The 15,646-nt window shown below is 62.4% G+C and carries 15 protein-coding genes and 1 pseudogene; 3 read left to right on the top strand and 13 right to left on the bottom strand.

All coding sequences use genetic code 11. The features are described from left to right. Window positions 1-17: 17 nt before the first annotated feature. The 3 genes and pseudogenes from CF8_RS19315 to CF8_RS21695 form a co-directional block, all read left to right on the top strand. A complete protein-coding gene (locus CF8_RS19315; RefSeq protein ID WP_036491539.1) occupies window positions 18-776 on the top strand; it encodes an enoyl-CoA hydratase/isomerase family protein in 759 nt (252 codons plus the stop codon). 1 nt (window position 777) lies between these two features. Then, window positions 778-1,554, top strand: coding sequence for an SDR family oxidoreductase (locus CF8_RS19310; protein WP_036491536.1), 777 nt, complete (start codon window positions 778-780; stop codon window positions 1,552-1,554). Window positions 1,555-1,716: 162 nt separating this feature from the next. Next, window positions 1,717-1,931, top strand: a pseudogene (locus CF8_RS21695) (IS1634 family transposase); the annotation flags it as partial. 27 nt (window positions 1,932-1,958) lie between these two features. Here the strand turns inward: CF8_RS21695 and CF8_RS21690 are convergent. The 13 genes from CF8_RS21690 to CF8_RS19250 all read right to left on the bottom strand — a co-directional run bounded on the left by CF8_RS21690 (window position 1,959) and on the right by CF8_RS19250 (window position 14,969). Then, window positions 1,959-2,819 carry a GntR family transcriptional regulator gene (locus CF8_RS21690; RefSeq protein WP_084622953.1) on the bottom strand — a complete coding sequence of 287 codons (861 nt, stop codon included), beginning with the start codon at window positions 2,817-2,819 and terminating at the stop codon, window positions 1,959-1,961. A gap of 69 nt (window positions 2,820-2,888) precedes the next feature. Further along, the gene (locus CF8_RS19305) at window positions 2,889-4,007 is read right to left on the bottom strand and encodes a CaiB/BaiF CoA transferase family protein (RefSeq protein ID WP_036491535.1); all 1,119 of its coding nucleotides are present in this window, start codon (window positions 4,005-4,007) and stop codon (window positions 2,889-2,891) included. Beyond that, complete coding sequence (locus tag CF8_RS19300) at window positions 4,004-4,837, bottom strand: enoyl-CoA hydratase/isomerase family protein (RefSeq protein ID WP_051204277.1); 834 nt, start codon at window positions 4,835-4,837, stop codon at window positions 4,004-4,006. Before CF8_RS19300 ends, CF8_RS19305 begins: the two co-directional genes overlap by 4 nt. Before the next feature lie 10 nt (window positions 4,838-4,847). Then, entirely contained in the window at window positions 4,848-6,101 is a 1,254-nt protein-coding gene (locus tag CF8_RS19295; protein ID WP_084622952.1) for an ABC transporter substrate-binding protein, read from the bottom strand. Next, window positions 6,098-7,114: a branched-chain amino acid ABC transporter permease gene (locus CF8_RS19290; RefSeq protein ID WP_051204276.1), complete on the bottom strand. Its 1,017-nt coding sequence runs from the start codon at window positions 7,112-7,114 to the stop codon at window positions 6,098-6,100. The genes CF8_RS19295 and CF8_RS19290 overlap by 4 nt, the downstream gene beginning before the upstream one ends. After that, window positions 7,111-7,983, bottom strand: coding sequence for a branched-chain amino acid ABC transporter permease (locus tag CF8_RS19285; RefSeq protein ID WP_036491533.1), 873 nt, complete (start codon window positions 7,981-7,983; stop codon window positions 7,111-7,113). The genes CF8_RS19290 and CF8_RS19285 overlap by 4 nt, the downstream gene beginning before the upstream one ends. A 12-nt stretch (window positions 7,984-7,995) precedes the next feature. Next, window positions 7,996-8,709 (bottom strand): ABC transporter ATP-binding protein, encoded by a 714-nt coding sequence (locus CF8_RS19280; RefSeq protein ID WP_010834771.1) that lies wholly within the window; start codon window positions 8,707-8,709, stop codon window positions 7,996-7,998. Further along, window positions 8,706-9,458 carry an ABC transporter ATP-binding protein gene (locus CF8_RS19275; RefSeq protein WP_010834770.1) on the bottom strand — a complete coding sequence of 251 codons (753 nt, stop codon included), beginning with the start codon at window positions 9,456-9,458 and terminating at the stop codon, window positions 8,706-8,708. The genes CF8_RS19280 and CF8_RS19275 overlap by 4 nt, the downstream gene beginning before the upstream one ends. After that, window positions 9,455-10,243, bottom strand: a complete 789-nt coding sequence (locus CF8_RS19270) for a citryl-CoA lyase (RefSeq protein ID WP_036491531.1) — start codon at window positions 10,241-10,243, stop codon at window positions 9,455-9,457. Before CF8_RS19270 ends, CF8_RS19275 begins: the two co-directional genes overlap by 4 nt. 27 nt (window positions 10,244-10,270) lie before the next feature. Then, entirely contained in the window at window positions 10,271-11,173 is a 903-nt protein-coding gene (locus tag CF8_RS19265; protein ID WP_084622951.1) for an SDR family NAD(P)-dependent oxidoreductase, read from the bottom strand. Between the two features lie 7 nt (window positions 11,174-11,180). Next, window positions 11,181-11,648 carry a MaoC/PaaZ C-terminal domain-containing protein gene (locus CF8_RS19260; protein ID WP_232211536.1) on the bottom strand — a complete coding sequence of 156 codons (468 nt, stop codon included), beginning with the start codon at window positions 11,646-11,648 and terminating at the stop codon, window positions 11,181-11,183. After that, entirely contained in the window at window positions 11,632-13,776 is a 2,145-nt protein-coding gene (locus CF8_RS19255) for an acetate--CoA ligase family protein (RefSeq protein WP_156887278.1), read from the bottom strand. Before CF8_RS19255 ends, CF8_RS19260 begins: the two co-directional genes overlap by 17 nt. A 29-nt stretch (window positions 13,777-13,805) precedes the next feature. Continuing rightward, window positions 13,806-14,969, bottom strand: coding sequence for an acyl-CoA dehydrogenase family protein (locus CF8_RS19250; RefSeq protein ID WP_010834766.1), 1,164 nt, complete (start codon window positions 14,967-14,969; stop codon window positions 13,806-13,808). Between the last annotated feature and the right edge of the window lie 677 nt (window positions 14,970-15,646).

The raw sequence follows: 15,646 nt of genomic DNA, 5'->3' as shown, positions 1-15,646 counted from the left end.
GCCCGCACCAACGAGCTGTGCTGCGCGAGGAGCACGGAACCGTGCGGCTGCTGCGGCTCAACCGGCCCGACCGCCGCAACGCCCTCGACCTGCCCGACCGGGAACTGCTGCTCGAGGAGCTCACGTCCGCAGAGGCCGACCCTGCCGTCCGCGCCGTCGTTCTGACCGGCGCCGGTGAGATATTCTCCGCGGGGGGCGACATTCGCTCCATGTCACCTGATCCCGAGGTTGCCCACCGGCGGTTGGGGCTGATGAATGACATTGCGCGCGCTATGGTCACCGGCGGTACGCCAATCGTGGTGGCTGTCGAGGGTGGCGCCTTCGGCGGCGGTCTCTCCCTCGCTTGCGCCGGCGACCTGGTCGTGGCGGGACGGTCGGCGCGGTTCGCGGCCTCATTCGTGAAGATCGGCCTCGTCCCAGACAGCGGACTGTTCTATCTGCTCCCCAGGCGGGTGGGGGCAGGCCGCGCTCGTGAGCTCATGCTCACGGCCCGCGCCGTGACAGCCGAGGAGGGCGAGCGCATAGGGCTCCTCGATGTCGTCGTCGATGACGGCGACGCCGTGGATCGTGCACTGGCGCTTGCGGCAGACCTCGCGGCGGGCTCGCCAGCAACCACGGCTGGCGTGAAGCAGATTCTCGCGCAGACAGACCAGTCCCTCGACGCCGTGCTCGACTCGGAAGAGCGAGTCCAGGTCCAGCTGCTCGCAGGAGCCGACTTCGCCGAGGGGCGTGCGGCCTTCCTCGAGCGGCGGTCGCCGGCCTTCCCGGGGGCCTGACGTGCTGCCCGCGGGGACGTTCGAGGGGCGCGTGGCGATGGTGACCGGGGGTGGTTCCGGCATCGGCCGGGCGATCGCAGCGGAGCTGGCCCGGCTCGGGGCGACGGTGGTGGTGCTCGGCCGCACGGCGGCCAAGCTCGACGAGACGGTCGCGGCGATCCGGGCCGGCGGTGGGCGGGCGCATGCCTGTGCCGTTGACGTACGGGACCGGGACGCCGTCGCGCGAGCCGTGGGGCTGGTGGTGGCCGAGCACGGGCGGGTTGACCACCTCGTCAACAGCGCCGCCGGCAACTTCCGGGTGGCCCCGGAGGACATGTCCCCCAACGCGTGGGACGCGGTCGTGCAGATCGTCCTGCACGGGACTTGGCACTGCACCCAGCTCGTGGGTCAGCACCTGATCGCGCGTGACTCCCCGGGGTCGATCCTGAACCTGGGGTCGACGATGGCCAGCCGGGGCGGGCCGGACACGGTCCACTCGGCGAGCGCCAAGGCGGGCGTGGCCACGATGACGCGCTCGCTCGCGGCCGCCTGGGGTCCCCACGGCATCCGGATCAACGTGCTCGTCCCGGGCACCACCGACGGGACCGCCGGGATGCAGGCGCTGCACGCCTCCTCCACCGGCGAAGGACGGGACCCGGCGGCGGCCATCCCGCTGCGGCGCCTGGGCACCACCGAGGAGGTGGCGCACGCGGCCACGTTCCTCCTCAGTGACTACGCGTCCTACGTGACAGGTGCATCCCTGACCATGGACGGCGGTCGTTCGCTCGGCCAACTCTGAGGACGCGGCTCGAATCGTCCGGCGCGCCTCATCGGGGCATGGCGTCCGACGGAGCGCGAGCGTGACCGCTGTCCCTAACGGCGATTAGTCCCGAGGAACGCAGTGGACTGGCGTGAGTCCCCATGGCCTGAAGCAAACCGGGGGAAGTGCAGAGATGTCAGACTGGTCCTCTACGACGTGACCACGCTCTACTTCGAGGCCGCGAAGGAAGATGACCTGCGCAAGGTCGGCTACTCCAACGAGCGTCGCGTCGACGCTCAGATCGTGGTCGGGCTGCTGGTCGACCGGCGCGGCTTCCCCTCGAGATGGGCTGCTATGAGGGAAACAAGGCAGAGAGTCTCCCCATCGTCCCGATCGTGAAGCAGTTCCAGGCCCGCGGCCCCGCCAGGACCTGGTTCGTGCTCCTATCGGTCTGACCGAACTTGGTCTCGCGCGTCATCCGCTCGACGAATGGAAGTATCTCCGTCCCGGATCAATTCGCCCGGGCGATCGGGATCCACGGCAAGGACAGGATTTGCCCGACCTCCAAGCCGAGTGCGGTGCTGGTAGTAGGCTGGCAGAAAGTCGCTGATGGCGAGTTCGACGGCTCCCCCGCGAAGGTCGAAGTAGGTCCGTTCGATGTGCAGTAGGGGCGCTCCCAGCGGACATCCTAGAGTTGCGCCAAGCGCCTCGTTCGCTGCCATCGCTGTTATCAGTTGGTCCGCCTCCGCGATGTCGACACCGTGAGTTTGGATCAGGCTGATCACCGTCGTCTGGGTATTGCAGTCCGGATCGGTCAGCTCAGGAGCGTCCGCGAGTGCACTGCCAATACGCATGGGGAGATAAACGGTTGTCCGACAGAAGGTTTTACCTTGGTGGATACGTCGAAAGCTGAGCGTCCACACATCGGGAAACTCTTGCTGCAGCCGGGAGGCGATTTCGGTATTATAGATACGACTCAGCGGATCGGTTAGTTCGAATTGGGTATCAATTTGCAGTAGGAGGAGTTCGTCGACCGACCCAAACGGTCGGTTATAGCGCGTTGTACGAGGTCGTACGAAAGTACCTCTGCCGCGGACCCGATAGACCAGACCCTCCCCTACCAACTCTTGAAAGGCTCGGCGGACCGTCTGTCGACTGAGACCGTACTTCTCGGCAAGACTCACCTCCGTCGGCAACGGCTGGTCCTCGAACTCGCCGGAATAGATACTTTCGCGAAGGATTTGCGTAAGCACCCGGTAACGACTTTCGCCCGGCCTCCCGAACCGGCCCTGCACCTCACTCATCGCGATAGAGTCCGTCCATGTGTGTCATCCACGCAGACGAACGGCTTCGCAGTGACGGCCACCCATGCTTCAGGAGACATGGCCCATGAGTTGGTCGATCTCGTCGCGACCGAAACCTGATTCAAGAAGAACCTCTATTGTGTCTTGGCCCGCCTTACGGGCTTGAGTAGGGGATGCTGGAGGGGTACGTGAGAACCGCGGTGCTGGCTGCGGCCAGACTCCTCCCCCGGGCGCCTGAGCAAAAACCGATCGCGCCAGATTATGCGGACTTTGTGTGGCCTCCACCATCGAGAGTACGGGTGTGACACAGGCACGCCCGGACGGGAAACGTCGCTCCCATTCAGCTCGGTTGTGTTCAGCGAAGAGGGCACTGAGCTTTCGCTGCATGGCAGGCCAGGCCCGACTGTCGTGCTGATCGGCGAAATCGGGATCCTCGGACAGCGCCATCTGCTCAACGAAGTCGACCCAGAACTGCGTCTCGATACAACCTACGGCGATGTACCCATCGGCGCATGCGTAGACGGCATACCAGGGTCGACCCCCGTCCAGACGGTTGACGCCGCGCTGGTCCTGCCAGGACCCGTCAGCGAGGAAGCCGTACATCATCGCCATCAAGATCGCCGAGCCATCTACCATGGCCGCGTCCACCACTTGTCCCTTGCCGCTAATCCGAGACTCGATCACGCCAGCCAGCACGCCCGCAACCAGCAGCATCCCGCCTCCTCCCATGTCCGCGACGAGGTTGAGAGGTATCACCGGGGGCCCACCGGCCTCACCGATGGAGTGGAGCACGCCCGTTTGAGCTATGTAGTTGATGTCGTGCCCAGGCGATCCCGCCCACGGGCCGTCCTGGCCCCAGCCGGTCATGCGACCCACCACGAGCTGCGGCCGCCGCTCGAGCATGACTCCGGGCCCGATGCCCAGCCTCTCGATGACGCCGGGACGAAAGCCCTCCAGCACCACATCGCACGTGCTGGCCAGTCGCAAGGTGGCGTCAACTCCGGACGATGACTTCAAGTCAATTTGTATCGAGCGCCGACCTCGGTTCAACACCGGGTTCACGTGCTCACCGGCCCGGTCGATCCGAATGACCTCGGCGCCAAGGTCTCCAAGAACCATCCCGCAAAATGGAACCGGCCCTTTACCGCCCAGCTCCAACACCCGAAGCCCCGTCAGCGGCCCACTCATAGTCGTCCTCCTGCAACTTGGTCGTCGTCCCACCAGTGCGGCGCCCGCTTCTCCAGGAACGCCCGCTGACCTTCCGCGAAGGCAGGCGAACCGAGCAACTCCAACTGGCCATCGATCTCCGCGGCCAGCACCGACTCGAAGTCGCCGTCCCGTCGGCCGATAAGTCGCTTCGTCCAGGCGTTCGCGTGTGGAGCCGCTTCAGCCAGCCGCCGTGCCAGCCGGATCGCCTCATCCCACACCTCGCTGTCTGGAACCACGACGGTCGCAATTCCCTCCTGCGCTGCCTGCTCGGCGGACAGATCTGCGTTGAGAAGCAAGATCTCCCGCGCCCGGGCAGTCGTGACTCGACGCTGGAGAGTGAAAAAGATCCCCGTGTCACCGATGAGCCCATAACGGCCGAACGATGCGACGAAGCGTGCCGATTGACCGGCCACCACGAGATCGCAGGCACATGCCAGCGCCAGTCCGGCACCCCACGCGCCGCCTTGGACCGCAGCGACGACAGGGGTTTCGGACTCCAGGATCGATCGTGTCACGTCACCCATGAGCTGCAACCGCGTGCGGGAGTCATCTCGCTCCGTCGTCAGGCTCGGTATATCGCCGCCCGCACAGAACACCTTTCCGGACCCTGCGAGCACGATAGCCCTCACCGCCGGATCCCGGGCCGCCGCTGCAAGCGCACCGGCAAGCTCTTTTCGGATGACCAGGTCGAGACTGTTCCGAACGTGGGGCCTGTCGAGGATCACGGCGCGAACGGCGCCATGATCCTCGACCCTGATACAGGTGTAGGTCTCGGAGGTCTGCGTGTCGTCGCCACCCGCGTCGATCATCGGGGCTTACTCACTTGTCGACTCCCGGCTCCCGAGTCGCGAATTCGGGGGGGAAGACGACGTCCTGAGTTCCATCCTCGTTCCACTCGACGATCAGTGCCGTCGTGTCCCTCATAAAGCGAGTCTCCTCGTCGAACTGCAAGCCCTCGCTCTTCGGGAGGTACAGCTCGTCCGAGTCAGCAGCGATCTCAACGTCTTGGAAGGCCTCGTAGATCGCCTGGGGGTCATCCTCACATGCCGACTCCAGAAGATTCTTCACCACCCAAGCAGCTTGCGCGCCCTGAACGAAGTTCTGTCCGATCGTGACGTCGAGATCCGCCTCCCCCACTTCTGTCAGGAAACTCTGGAGCTGCTCAGACTTCGCGCCGGCGCTGAAGCTGGCCATCGCAAACGTGTTGTTCGCAAGGACCTTCTTGGCGGTGGCGTCCCCGAGGCTCTCCCAGACATACGGGTCTGCGTAGCCGCCCGTACCGCCGACGAAGAGCAGTTGGGAGTCCGTGGCACCCCTCGCCTGATGAAGCGTCACACCGTCCTCAGTCGTCACCAGTCCCAAGACGACGTCCGGGTTCAATGCGTTGAGCTTGGTAACGGCCGGCTTGTAGTCCTTGCCCCCTGTCTCCACGGGCACCCTGCCGACCACCTCGACACCGATCTCGGGCAGGAGCTCCTCGAGACCGTTGTCGACCTGTTGCCCGGCTTCATAGTTCGAACTGGTCAATGCGGCGGTCTGGATGCCCGCGTCGTACTTCTGATTGATCTCATCGATGAACTTCGTCATGGTTTCGCCGTACCCTTCCTTGTAGGGCAGGCCCATCGTGTAGAGGTACTCGCTGTTGGTACCTCCCCCGAACAGCGACAGCACAGGAATCTGGAACTGGTCAGCAACTGGAGACACCGAGGCCATCTGAGAACTGAGTAGCGAACCCACAATGAGCGAGACACCCTCTTGGCCAGCGAGCCTGCGGGCTTCCGTTGCCGCCTTGCCCGGGTCACTGGCTTCATCAGCTACTTCGACGTCGATCGTCGCGCCATCCATGCACTCAATGCCACCAGACTCATTGATCTGGTCCACGATGTATTCGAAGCCCGCCTGAGACTCCTCGCCATACGCCGCCAACGCCCCAGTGAGAGGTTGGATGGCTCCGATCTTGATCGAGTCCGTGCCTCCTCCTTCGCCCTCTCCCCCACCGCACGCAGCAGCGAGAGTCATGGCACTGAGGGACGCGAGGAGAGCGATCCTTTTGCTTACCGAAGTGTTGTTCATTCTTTCTCCAGGGTGTGAGTGGGCTGAGACGACTCGTTCTGAGGGCGCGCGTTTACTGGTTGGGATGGGGGCCTTCCTGGTTGAAATCGTTCAATAAGTCCCGAGAGCCCCGTAGGTGCATACAAGACAACTACGACGATGACCACCCCGAAAACGACGAGGTGGAGTCCAGCAAGCTCCCCGAACTCGCCTCGGAGGATTTCCGCCAAGGGGAACAGCAGACCTGCACCAAGTACCGGTCCGCGCACGGTTCCCAACCCTCCCACGACGGCATAGAGGATGATGCTGATGCTCAGAACCGGTGAAGCGAACTGATAAGGGTCGACGAACACCAAGTAGTTGGCGTATAGGGAGGCAACAAGGGAGGTGAGGACTGCGCTGATGACCAGCGCGATCGTCTTGATGCGGAAAAGGTTCACACCGATGGCCGCGGCCGCATCCTCGTCGTCACGCGTAGCCCGGAAGTAGTAACCAAGACGCGACCGGAGCAAAAGCCACGAGATGGCAACTACCACAACGGACGCGCCCAGCGCGGCCCAGAGGCTTGCCTCAGGGCTGTCCAGGCCGAACCCGTCATCTCGCGCCCACACAACTCCAGACGCGGCACCTAAGGCATCGGTTGAGATGACGAGCAACAGACCGACCTCCGCCAGGGCCAAGGTAACCATCGCGAAAGAAAGGTGAGGCAGAACGGTGCGGAACATCAGAAGCGAGATGCCAATCGCGACGATGGCAGAACCTACCGCCGCCGTGAGCAAAGAAGCCCACGGATTCCAGCCGTGCAAGGCAACGAGACTGGCAACGCCGGTGCCGCCAAGAGCAACGAAGAGACTGTGACCGAGGGAAAATTGCCCGGTCATTCCTCCGACGATGTTCCATGCCGAGGTGAGCGCGACAAAGAACAGCGTGGCCGTGACGATGCTCAAATAGTAGGGGCCGAGCCACGCCGGCGTGCTGCCAAGCACCGCGACCACGACGAGGATGAAACCGATCGCACGAAATTTTGTGTTCATCGAGCCATGCCCTTCTGACCGAACAGACCTTGGGGTCGTAGCAGGATGACCACGACAACGATGATGTAGGGCAGAATAAAACCATACGCGTCCGGGAGATATATCGCTCCCAGGCTTTCTGAGAGACCCAACAGCAGAGCTGCGAAAAAGGTGCCCAAAAGATTGCCCGGGCCCCCGATAAAGTATGCCAAGATGGCAAACACCGTATACCCGAGTCCTTGCGACGGATGAACCGACGAGCCCGGAACAAGCAACACCCCTGCGGCACCAGCGAGGGCGACGCCAAGACCGAAGGTGACTAACCGGACACGATTGATGTTGACCGCAACCAACTGCGCTCCTCGAGGGTTTTGCAGCACCGCCCTGATGCTACGACCATATCCCGTGCGGCTGAGCGTGTAAAAAAGCACGGCACTAGCCGCCAGAGCAACAGCAAAAGCAATGAATTCCTTCGCCTCCACGTGCACGGGTCCGAGGGACATTGCTTTGGCGTCGATAGCAGTCTCAATTCGCTTGAACTGCCCGCCCTGGGTGATAAGCAGCAGGCCCTCGATGAGGAAGACCAAGCCCAACGTTGCTTGGATTGCGGTCAACACATGGCTGCCGGTGAGGCGACGAAAAATAAGAAGATAGAGTGCCATTCCGACCACGAACATCACCGGGACGATCAAGAAGAACGAGACGTAAGGGTCAAGCCCTGCGACATCCTTTGCGATGACAGCCAGGTACATCGCGAGCACCACGAGGTGCCCATGCGCGAAGTTGAGCACTCCGCTGACAGCTTGTATCACGGCCAGACCGAGAGCGATGAGCGCGAAAACTGCGCCAATCATGATCCCTTGAACGCATGCGTCGACGAAGAGTTGCACGGTGCTTCCTTTCTAAAGCCCTAGGTAGGCGCGACGAGCGTCGTCGTTGTCGGACAGTTCATCCGATGTGCCTTGAATGACGATTGAACCGCGTTCAAGCACGTACGCATATCTCGCATGTTTCAAAGACATATGCAGATTCTGTTCGACAAGAAGGATGGGAACGCCGGCGCCATTGAGCGAGGAGAGCGCGTTGAAGATCGCCTCAACCATCAGGGGCGCAAGTCCGAGCGAGGGCTCGTCAAGCATCAACAGGGTCGGCCGGCTCATCAGTGCACGGGCAATGGCCACCATCTGCTGCTCGCCGCCGGAAAGCGAACCCGCACGTTGTTGGGACCGCTCTTTGATGCGAGGAAACAGATCATAAACGTCGTCCAGCAGGGCTCTGTCGTAGGCGCGGGAGCGGCTGTCCCCATTGCCGCCCATGATGACGTTCTCCAGAACAGTCATCTCCGGGAACAACTGGCGTCCCTCTGGCACCTGCACAAGCCCTCGGCGCACGCGTTGGAACGGCGCAAGGCCGGTGATGTCTTCATCCTGGAACACGATTGCTCCCCCACGAGCGGGAACCAAACCACTGATGCAGTTGATCAGGGTGCTCTTTCCGGCGTTGTTTGATCCAAGAATGCAGGAGAAGTCCGTCCCATCCACGTTGAGAGTCACGCCCGTGACGACGTCTTGGTCGCCGTACCCACATGCCACATCGTTGACCTGAAGGATCGTCATGCCGCACCCCCCAGGTAGGACCGCTGGACGGCTGGGTTGGCCGCGACTTCAGCAGGGGTGCCCGCCGCTATCTGCCGACCGAAGTCAAGGACGACGATGTGCTGGGCCAGCGACATGACAATCGGCATCACATGCTCGACCATGAGAAACGTGATGCCGCGGTCGGCGAGCTTCCGGATGGCTGCTACCGGAACATCACTCTCCATGCGGTTCAGCCCGCCCATGATCTCGTCCAAGAGAATCAACTTCGGCTGCAGTGCAAGGCATTTTCCGAGCTCCACCATCTGCCGGTCGGGGAGCGACAGTTCGTCTGGACGCCGGTGCGCCTTTGTCGTGATAGCCAGTTCATCAAGCACGTCGTCTGCTCGTGCGCTCGCCTCTTTCCGACCCTCGCGAAGCATCGCTGCGGTCATGAGAATCTCGTGAACCGTCATGCTCGGGAACATCTTCGCGGTCTGGAAACTCCGGGCGAGTCCACGCGCGGCCAAGGTATGAGGGGCGAGCCTCGTCACATCGTCCCCATCGAAGACAATGGTTCCGGCTTCGGGGCGGGTGAAACCGGTGATGACGTTGAACATGGTCGTCTTGCCCGCACCGTTGGGACCGATGAGAGCGGCGATCTCCCCCCTTTTGATGCTGAAACTCACGTCGTCCAGCGCCTTGAGCCCACCAAAACGCTTGCTGACGCCCGTGAGTTGGAGTATGGAGGCATCATCGGGCAGCGGGTCGAGTTCACCTGGAACAGTCATGATTCTGTCCCCACGTGGCGTTCGACGACCTCGTCCTCGACTCGATACCACAGTTCGAGAGCCATTGGTTTGTCCATCTCCTCCGCGATATGACCGACGAGTCCTACCGCCCGGGCCATAGCACCCAGGCCTCTCGCTACCCGGATATCGAATCCCAGCTCACACAGCAGAGCGCCGATCGCGCCGGTCGCATTCACCGGAAGTACTCGCTCATACTGGTTGCTTGCCTCCACGCCGATGGCCTCCATGAGAGCGACGTAGTTCCCCCGCAAGCCGTGCTCCTCGGCAATGGCGAACAGCCGTGGTACGCGCGGGTCGACCGGTTTGTGCACTGGATGACCGATCCCTGCAATTGGCTTGCCTGACCGTCGAGCTTCGCTGACCACCTTCGCCGCGATCTCGGGGACCTCTGTTGGATCGGATTCCCTCGTGATGTGTGCCGTCAGTGTGCGGGCAGCACCTTCGGTCGTGCCTACGAAGACGCTGCCCACGCCCAGGATGCCGGCCGCGACTGCCCCTTGGATCGACTCTGGCGCCCCGAGGTAGGTGAGCCGGGCCGCGATTGCACTTGGCGTCATGCCATGCTCGACCAATGTCACCAAGAGAGAGTTGAAGACCGCCGACTCATGATCGTCCGGTAGGCGCCCCATCACTTCGAGGAACGCCATGTCTCCGAAATTCACGTGCCCAAGTAGTTCGGACGGTAGGTCCTTCCCCCGGACGGTGATCGCATCGCTGGTGCTCCACCCCATTGCAGAATCGATGGGTTTACGAGGTCTTGCCATGAGAAACCTTTCGGGGGCTTGATAGGGTCAGGTCCAGGTTGCAGTCGGGAAGTCGGCCGGTTGGGTCGACCGGCCTCCGAAGAGTTCGTCGCGTGCCGCAACTATGGCGTCCACTGTCAGTGGCTCGTGCTGGCTGTCGAGGTTCCCCTGAGGTGCCCAAGTGCGCATCCATTCGACTCGACCACCGCCCACGATGAAGACCTGCCCGTTGACGCCGGCGGAGTCATCACTGGCCAGGAACGAGACCATCGGTGCCACATTGGCAGGGCTCCAGCGCGTCGACGTGATTTCTCCGAACGAACCTTCGGTCATACGGGTCGCCGCCATTGGTGCGATTGCATTCGTACGGACCCCGTAGCGCTCCAGTTCACGTGCCGCAACGATTGCCATCGAAGCGATTCCAGCCTTGGCCGCTGCGTAGTTCAGTTGTCCCGCGCTGGAGTACAAACCGGAGCGGGACGTCGTCAGAATGACGCTCGCGGGCTTGGCCTGGCCGGTCTTCTTCGCGTTCTCGCGCCACCGCTTTGCAGCGAAATGCAGCGGGAGAAAGTGCCCCCGTAGGTGCACTCGCTGCACCACGTCCCAGTCCTCGACGGACATGTTGAATAGCATCTTGTCGCGCAGGACACCTGCGTTGCAGACAAGCACATCCAAGTGGCCTGTCTGCGCGAACGCTTCGTCGATCATCGCTTCTGCCTGGTCGACGTCGGTCACATCGGCCATGTTGGCCAGGGCCGAACCGCCGGTCGCGGCGATCTCCCTGACGGCCCTCTGTGCGGTGGACTCGTCTGCCCCGGTCCCGTCTGGGCTGCCGCCCAGATCATTCACGATGACCGTTGCGCCCAACCGCGACATCGACTTCGCATATTCGAAACCGAGCCCGTTGCCGGCGCCCGTGATCAGGCATGTCTTGTCGGTAAGCTGCACCATGTCTCTCCTAGACCTCAGTCGATTCGGGACGTCGCCGCAGCATCACCGTCATAGCACCGGACTGGACGACCTCCCCACGTTGATTGATGATTTGGACGGCACGAGTGATGATGCCGGTTCCGGGGTTGGATGTTTCACGCATCGCGCTGATTTCGAACGATACGTGGATGGTGTCGCCAAACAGGATGGGTCCGGAGAACCGCCACTCGTCGATTCCCAGGAACGCCACTGCAGTGCCGTCGAAAAGTCCCGTCCGCGAAATGAGGCCCGTAGCGACGGACAGGCCCAAGGCTCCGTGGGCGATGGGCTCTCCGAATGTGGTGGAGGCGGCAAACTCCCGATCAGTATGGACAGGATTGAAATCGCCCGACAATCCCGCAAACGCCGCCACATCGTATTCGCCGATGGTTCGCGCGGGAGTGATAAAGCGATCGCCAACTGACAGATCCTCGTAGTACTTACCCATGTCGGTCATTCCTTTCATTGTCGTGCAACACGATCAGGGCATCTAGTCCGACGACCTGGGCAGCTTGAACTTTCAGCGGGTTCACGTCGACCCCCACAAGCCGATCTGCCCAGTCGTGCGCGAATTGGCTGAGTCGGCTCAGGGTTGAGGACAGACCCTCGACGTCCAACTCCGGGCCACCTCTTGCGCCCTGAAGTATGGGAGATGCCTTGGACTCTGATATCAGCTTCCGGGCCTCCTCTTGCGACACTGGACACACACGCATCGCCACGTCGTCGAGGATCTCGGCATAGACACCTCCCAATCCAAAGGTGACCACAGGACCAAACGAGGGGTCGATTGTGACGCCACAGAGCGTTTCCAGACCGTCCACGACGTACTCGGCGATCTTCACGGACGTGTCTTCGCTTCCGGTGATGCGACGGTACTGGCTGGAAACTTCGTCAAAAGCCGTCATCAAGGCATCCGAATCGGTGATGTTGACCCGAACGAGGCCGGCGTCGCTCTTATGAGCGATCCCCGCGCCAGCTGCCTTCAGGACGACCGGATAACCGATCGTACGAGCCGCTTCTAGAGCCGCTTCAAAGGTCTGGGCGATTTCACTTCGTGCGAAACTCATCCCGTAGCAACGAAGGATCTGTTCGCTTTGCTGCTCTGTCAGAGTGCCACTCAGCTCGGTCATTAATACCGTCGACCGCTCACGAGCCCCGTCAGGCACTGGAGGCGGTACGGTCGATTGGGAGGCGCCCACGATGCGGGAGAGTGCTGTGTAGCGGTCGAGGGCGAGCACGGCCTTGCTTGGAGACGGTATGAACGGCACGCGGGCCTGACGCAACACTGCTGCCGCATCGCTCTGCAGGACGCGCTCAGACATCCCGACGGCAACTACAGGCTTCGCAGGAAACTCCGCGGCGACACTCAGGAGTTCTTGCGCCATCACGTCGTTGATCGCCCCGAGGTGGTACGGAAAGGGCATCAGGGCCGCGTCTATCTGGGCGTCGCCGAGGAATGAGCGGAGGGCCTCACCGACGAGTTCGGGCTGGCGGAAGATCTCGGTGGTCAGATCGATCGGGTTTCCCACGGCGGCAAGCGGCGGAAGAAGGGCGCGCAACTGCTCGACGGTGTCCTCCGTCGGAGGCGCCACGGAGAGTCCGTGGACGCCGCACATGTCGGCTAATAGGGCCGCCGAGCCGCCCGACAAACTGCACACACCGATATTGGCGACGCCGCGAACCCCGTATCGCTCCACGATACGGGCCAAGTCCACCAACTCGTCCACATCGTTGACCCTGATGGCGCCGCACTGATCCAGGGCGGCATCAACTACGCGGTCCGCGCCGGCGAGAGCAGCTGTGTGCGTCGCGGTGGCTCGCACCCCCGCCTCAGAACGACCTATCTTGAGGACGACCACCGGTTTTCCAGCGCGCCGCGCAATGCGTGCTGCCTCCAGGAAGCGATCACCATCTCGGAAACTTTCGAGGATGAGCAGGATCATGTCTGTGCCCTCGTCCTGGGCCAGCCAACCGAGGAAGTCGGCCGCTCCGAGGTCCGCCTCGTTTCCTGGTGAGAACCAGTAGTTCAAGCCGGGTGAGCCGTGCGCCTCCATAGCGTCGATCACCGCACGACCCATCGCACCGCCTTGCGTGATCAGTCCCACGCGCCCCGGATGCCAATCTTCTAGTGCCAGGCGCGGGGAAAAGGAGATGGCGCGCTTCTCCTTGATCACCAGGAGACCAGGACAGTTGGGGCCGTAGATCCGCATCCCCGTTTGGAGGCTTATCTGAGACAGCTGCTCTTGCATCACGAGCCCGTGGCCGCCCACCTCGCCGAAACCGGACGACATAATGACGGCGAACTTCGCACCTGTCTGACCGCTCTGGCGAGTTGCCTCAAGAGCCGCGGCGGCGGGAACCATGATCACCACCAGATCCACTTGCTCGGGCACGTCCAAGACGGTGGGATAACACGTCCGGCCGTTGACCTCGCCATACTTGGGATTTACCGGGTAGATGCGTCCGTCGAAGCCGGAAGCCTCAAGGAGCGGAATGATCCGCCCCGGGCCCTTGGATGCGTCCGTGGAGGCACCCACAACAGCAACGGAACGCGGGGCGACTAATGGTTGAAGGTCAGGAAACATGGTAACTCCGTGGAGATCGCAGGCGCCGGTCACTTAATGAGCATCTTGCCGATGATGTGTTTCATGACCTCGCTCGTGCCTCCGTAGATCGTCTGGGGTCGGCTGTCACGCCACATCCGAGCGATGTCCGTTTCAAGCATGTAGCCGGAGCCGCCGTGCAGTTGTAGGCATCGATCGACAACACGCACCTGCAGTTCGGTGGCAGCAAGCTTTGCCATAGCCGCCTCGGTTGCGTCCAGTTCATCCTCTACGTGCCGCATCAGGCAGTCATCGATGAAAACGCGGGCCATGCGGATATCCGTGGCCATGTCCGCAAGCACAAACTGGGTGTTCTGAAGATCGGCGATGGACTTCCCGAAAGCTGGGCGGCCCTTGACGTAACGGATGGTCAGGTCGAGGGCACATTCGGCTGCCGCCACGGCTCCCACGGCAATCGACAGCCTCTCTCGAGGAAGGTTGTCGACAAGGTGACCAAACCCATGGTCTTGTTCCCCTAGCAAGTTCGAAACTGGCACCCGAACGTTGTCGAAGAACAACTCGCTGGTGTCCTGGGCGTGGATACCCAGCTTCTCTAGGTTGCGGCCCAGGGTGAACCCACTCATACCCCGCTCGATCACCAAGAGGGAGAGCCCCCGGTAGGGGTGGGGACCAGTGCGTACCGCGGTGATCACGATGTCCGCGTTCTGACCATTGGTGATGAAAGTCTTCTGCCCATTCACGACGTACGTCTTCTCCCGCCCGGAACCCTCGATCCGTGCGTGGGTACTGATGCCGGAAAGGTCGCTGCCCGCGCCGGGCTCGGTCATTGCGATGGCAGCGATGAGCTCGCCTGTGACCATTCCAGGCAGCCAACGTTGCTTTTGCTCCTCCGTCCCCAACCGGAGGAAGTACGGCACTGCAATGTCACTGTGGACCGAAAGGCCGAAGCCTCGCATGATGCGGGCGTTGATCTCCTCACCCAACACGGCGTTGAACCTGAAGTCGTCGGCGCCTGGTCCCCCATACTCGGCCGGCACTTCCGGTGCCAGAAAGCCCATGCGTCCAGCCTCGGCCCAGACGTCGCGGGAAACGACTCCCTCGCGCTCGAACTCCTGGTAGCGCGGAGCGATCGTACGATCCAGGAAGGTCTTGAAGGAGGACCGGAAGGCTTCATGTTCGTCGGTGAGGATCGGACGGCTCTTGCTTGGGTTCACGTGCTTGGCTCCAAATGTTCGTCTCTTTGGCGGAACTATGTACGTCCCTTTGGGCGCTGTCAAGGGCTGCGCGCCCAATCGCAGTGCCGGGCCGGCCCGGCACTGCGACAGGTGCCATGCCTGTTCGGTGGCCGCTTCTGCGGCCGGCGCTGGCACCAGGAAACGATGAGAAGATTGATACCCCGGCGGGTATCTACCCACTCCACAAGGTCGATGGTGGGCCGCCGGGGTGCGCTACGAATCCATCCCCGCGGGCATCGCTGGCGTGTATGCTGACCAGCGGCAGGCCCGATCTGCTCGAGTTCGGGCGGGCGATGGATCGCAGACTGTGGTGCCTGGATCCCGCGTCCTTGCGACGGCATCCGCGTAGTTTGCTCGTAAGGTGGCGACCCGAAGTTCTACCGCGTGGGCGCTGCAGATCAACCCGCAACGCGCCTGCTGCAGGATCACGACATCCATCAGTCCTTCTGGATCACTCGTCTCCGCATCCCCGCCGGCATGGACTCGCGACACGGCGGCCCCACAGCCGGTCGAGATTCAGCGGCCGACCCATCGCCGAGACCCCCCGCTTGGCCGACGCATCCAAGACGCACCCAGCAGCGCGCCCGACCGTGACACCGCACCCAGCGAATTCCAGCCGACACCCGCCCCTGCTCGACATCGCCAACTGAAGGAGT

This window comes from Nocardioides sp. CF8, assembly GCF_000389985.1.
Classification (GTDB): Bacteria; Actinomycetota; Actinomycetes; order Propionibacteriales; family Nocardioidaceae; genus Nocardioides; species Nocardioides allogilvus.
Note: the sequence above shows the minus strand (reverse complement) of the source record. Positions and strands in the feature narration are given on the sequence as shown.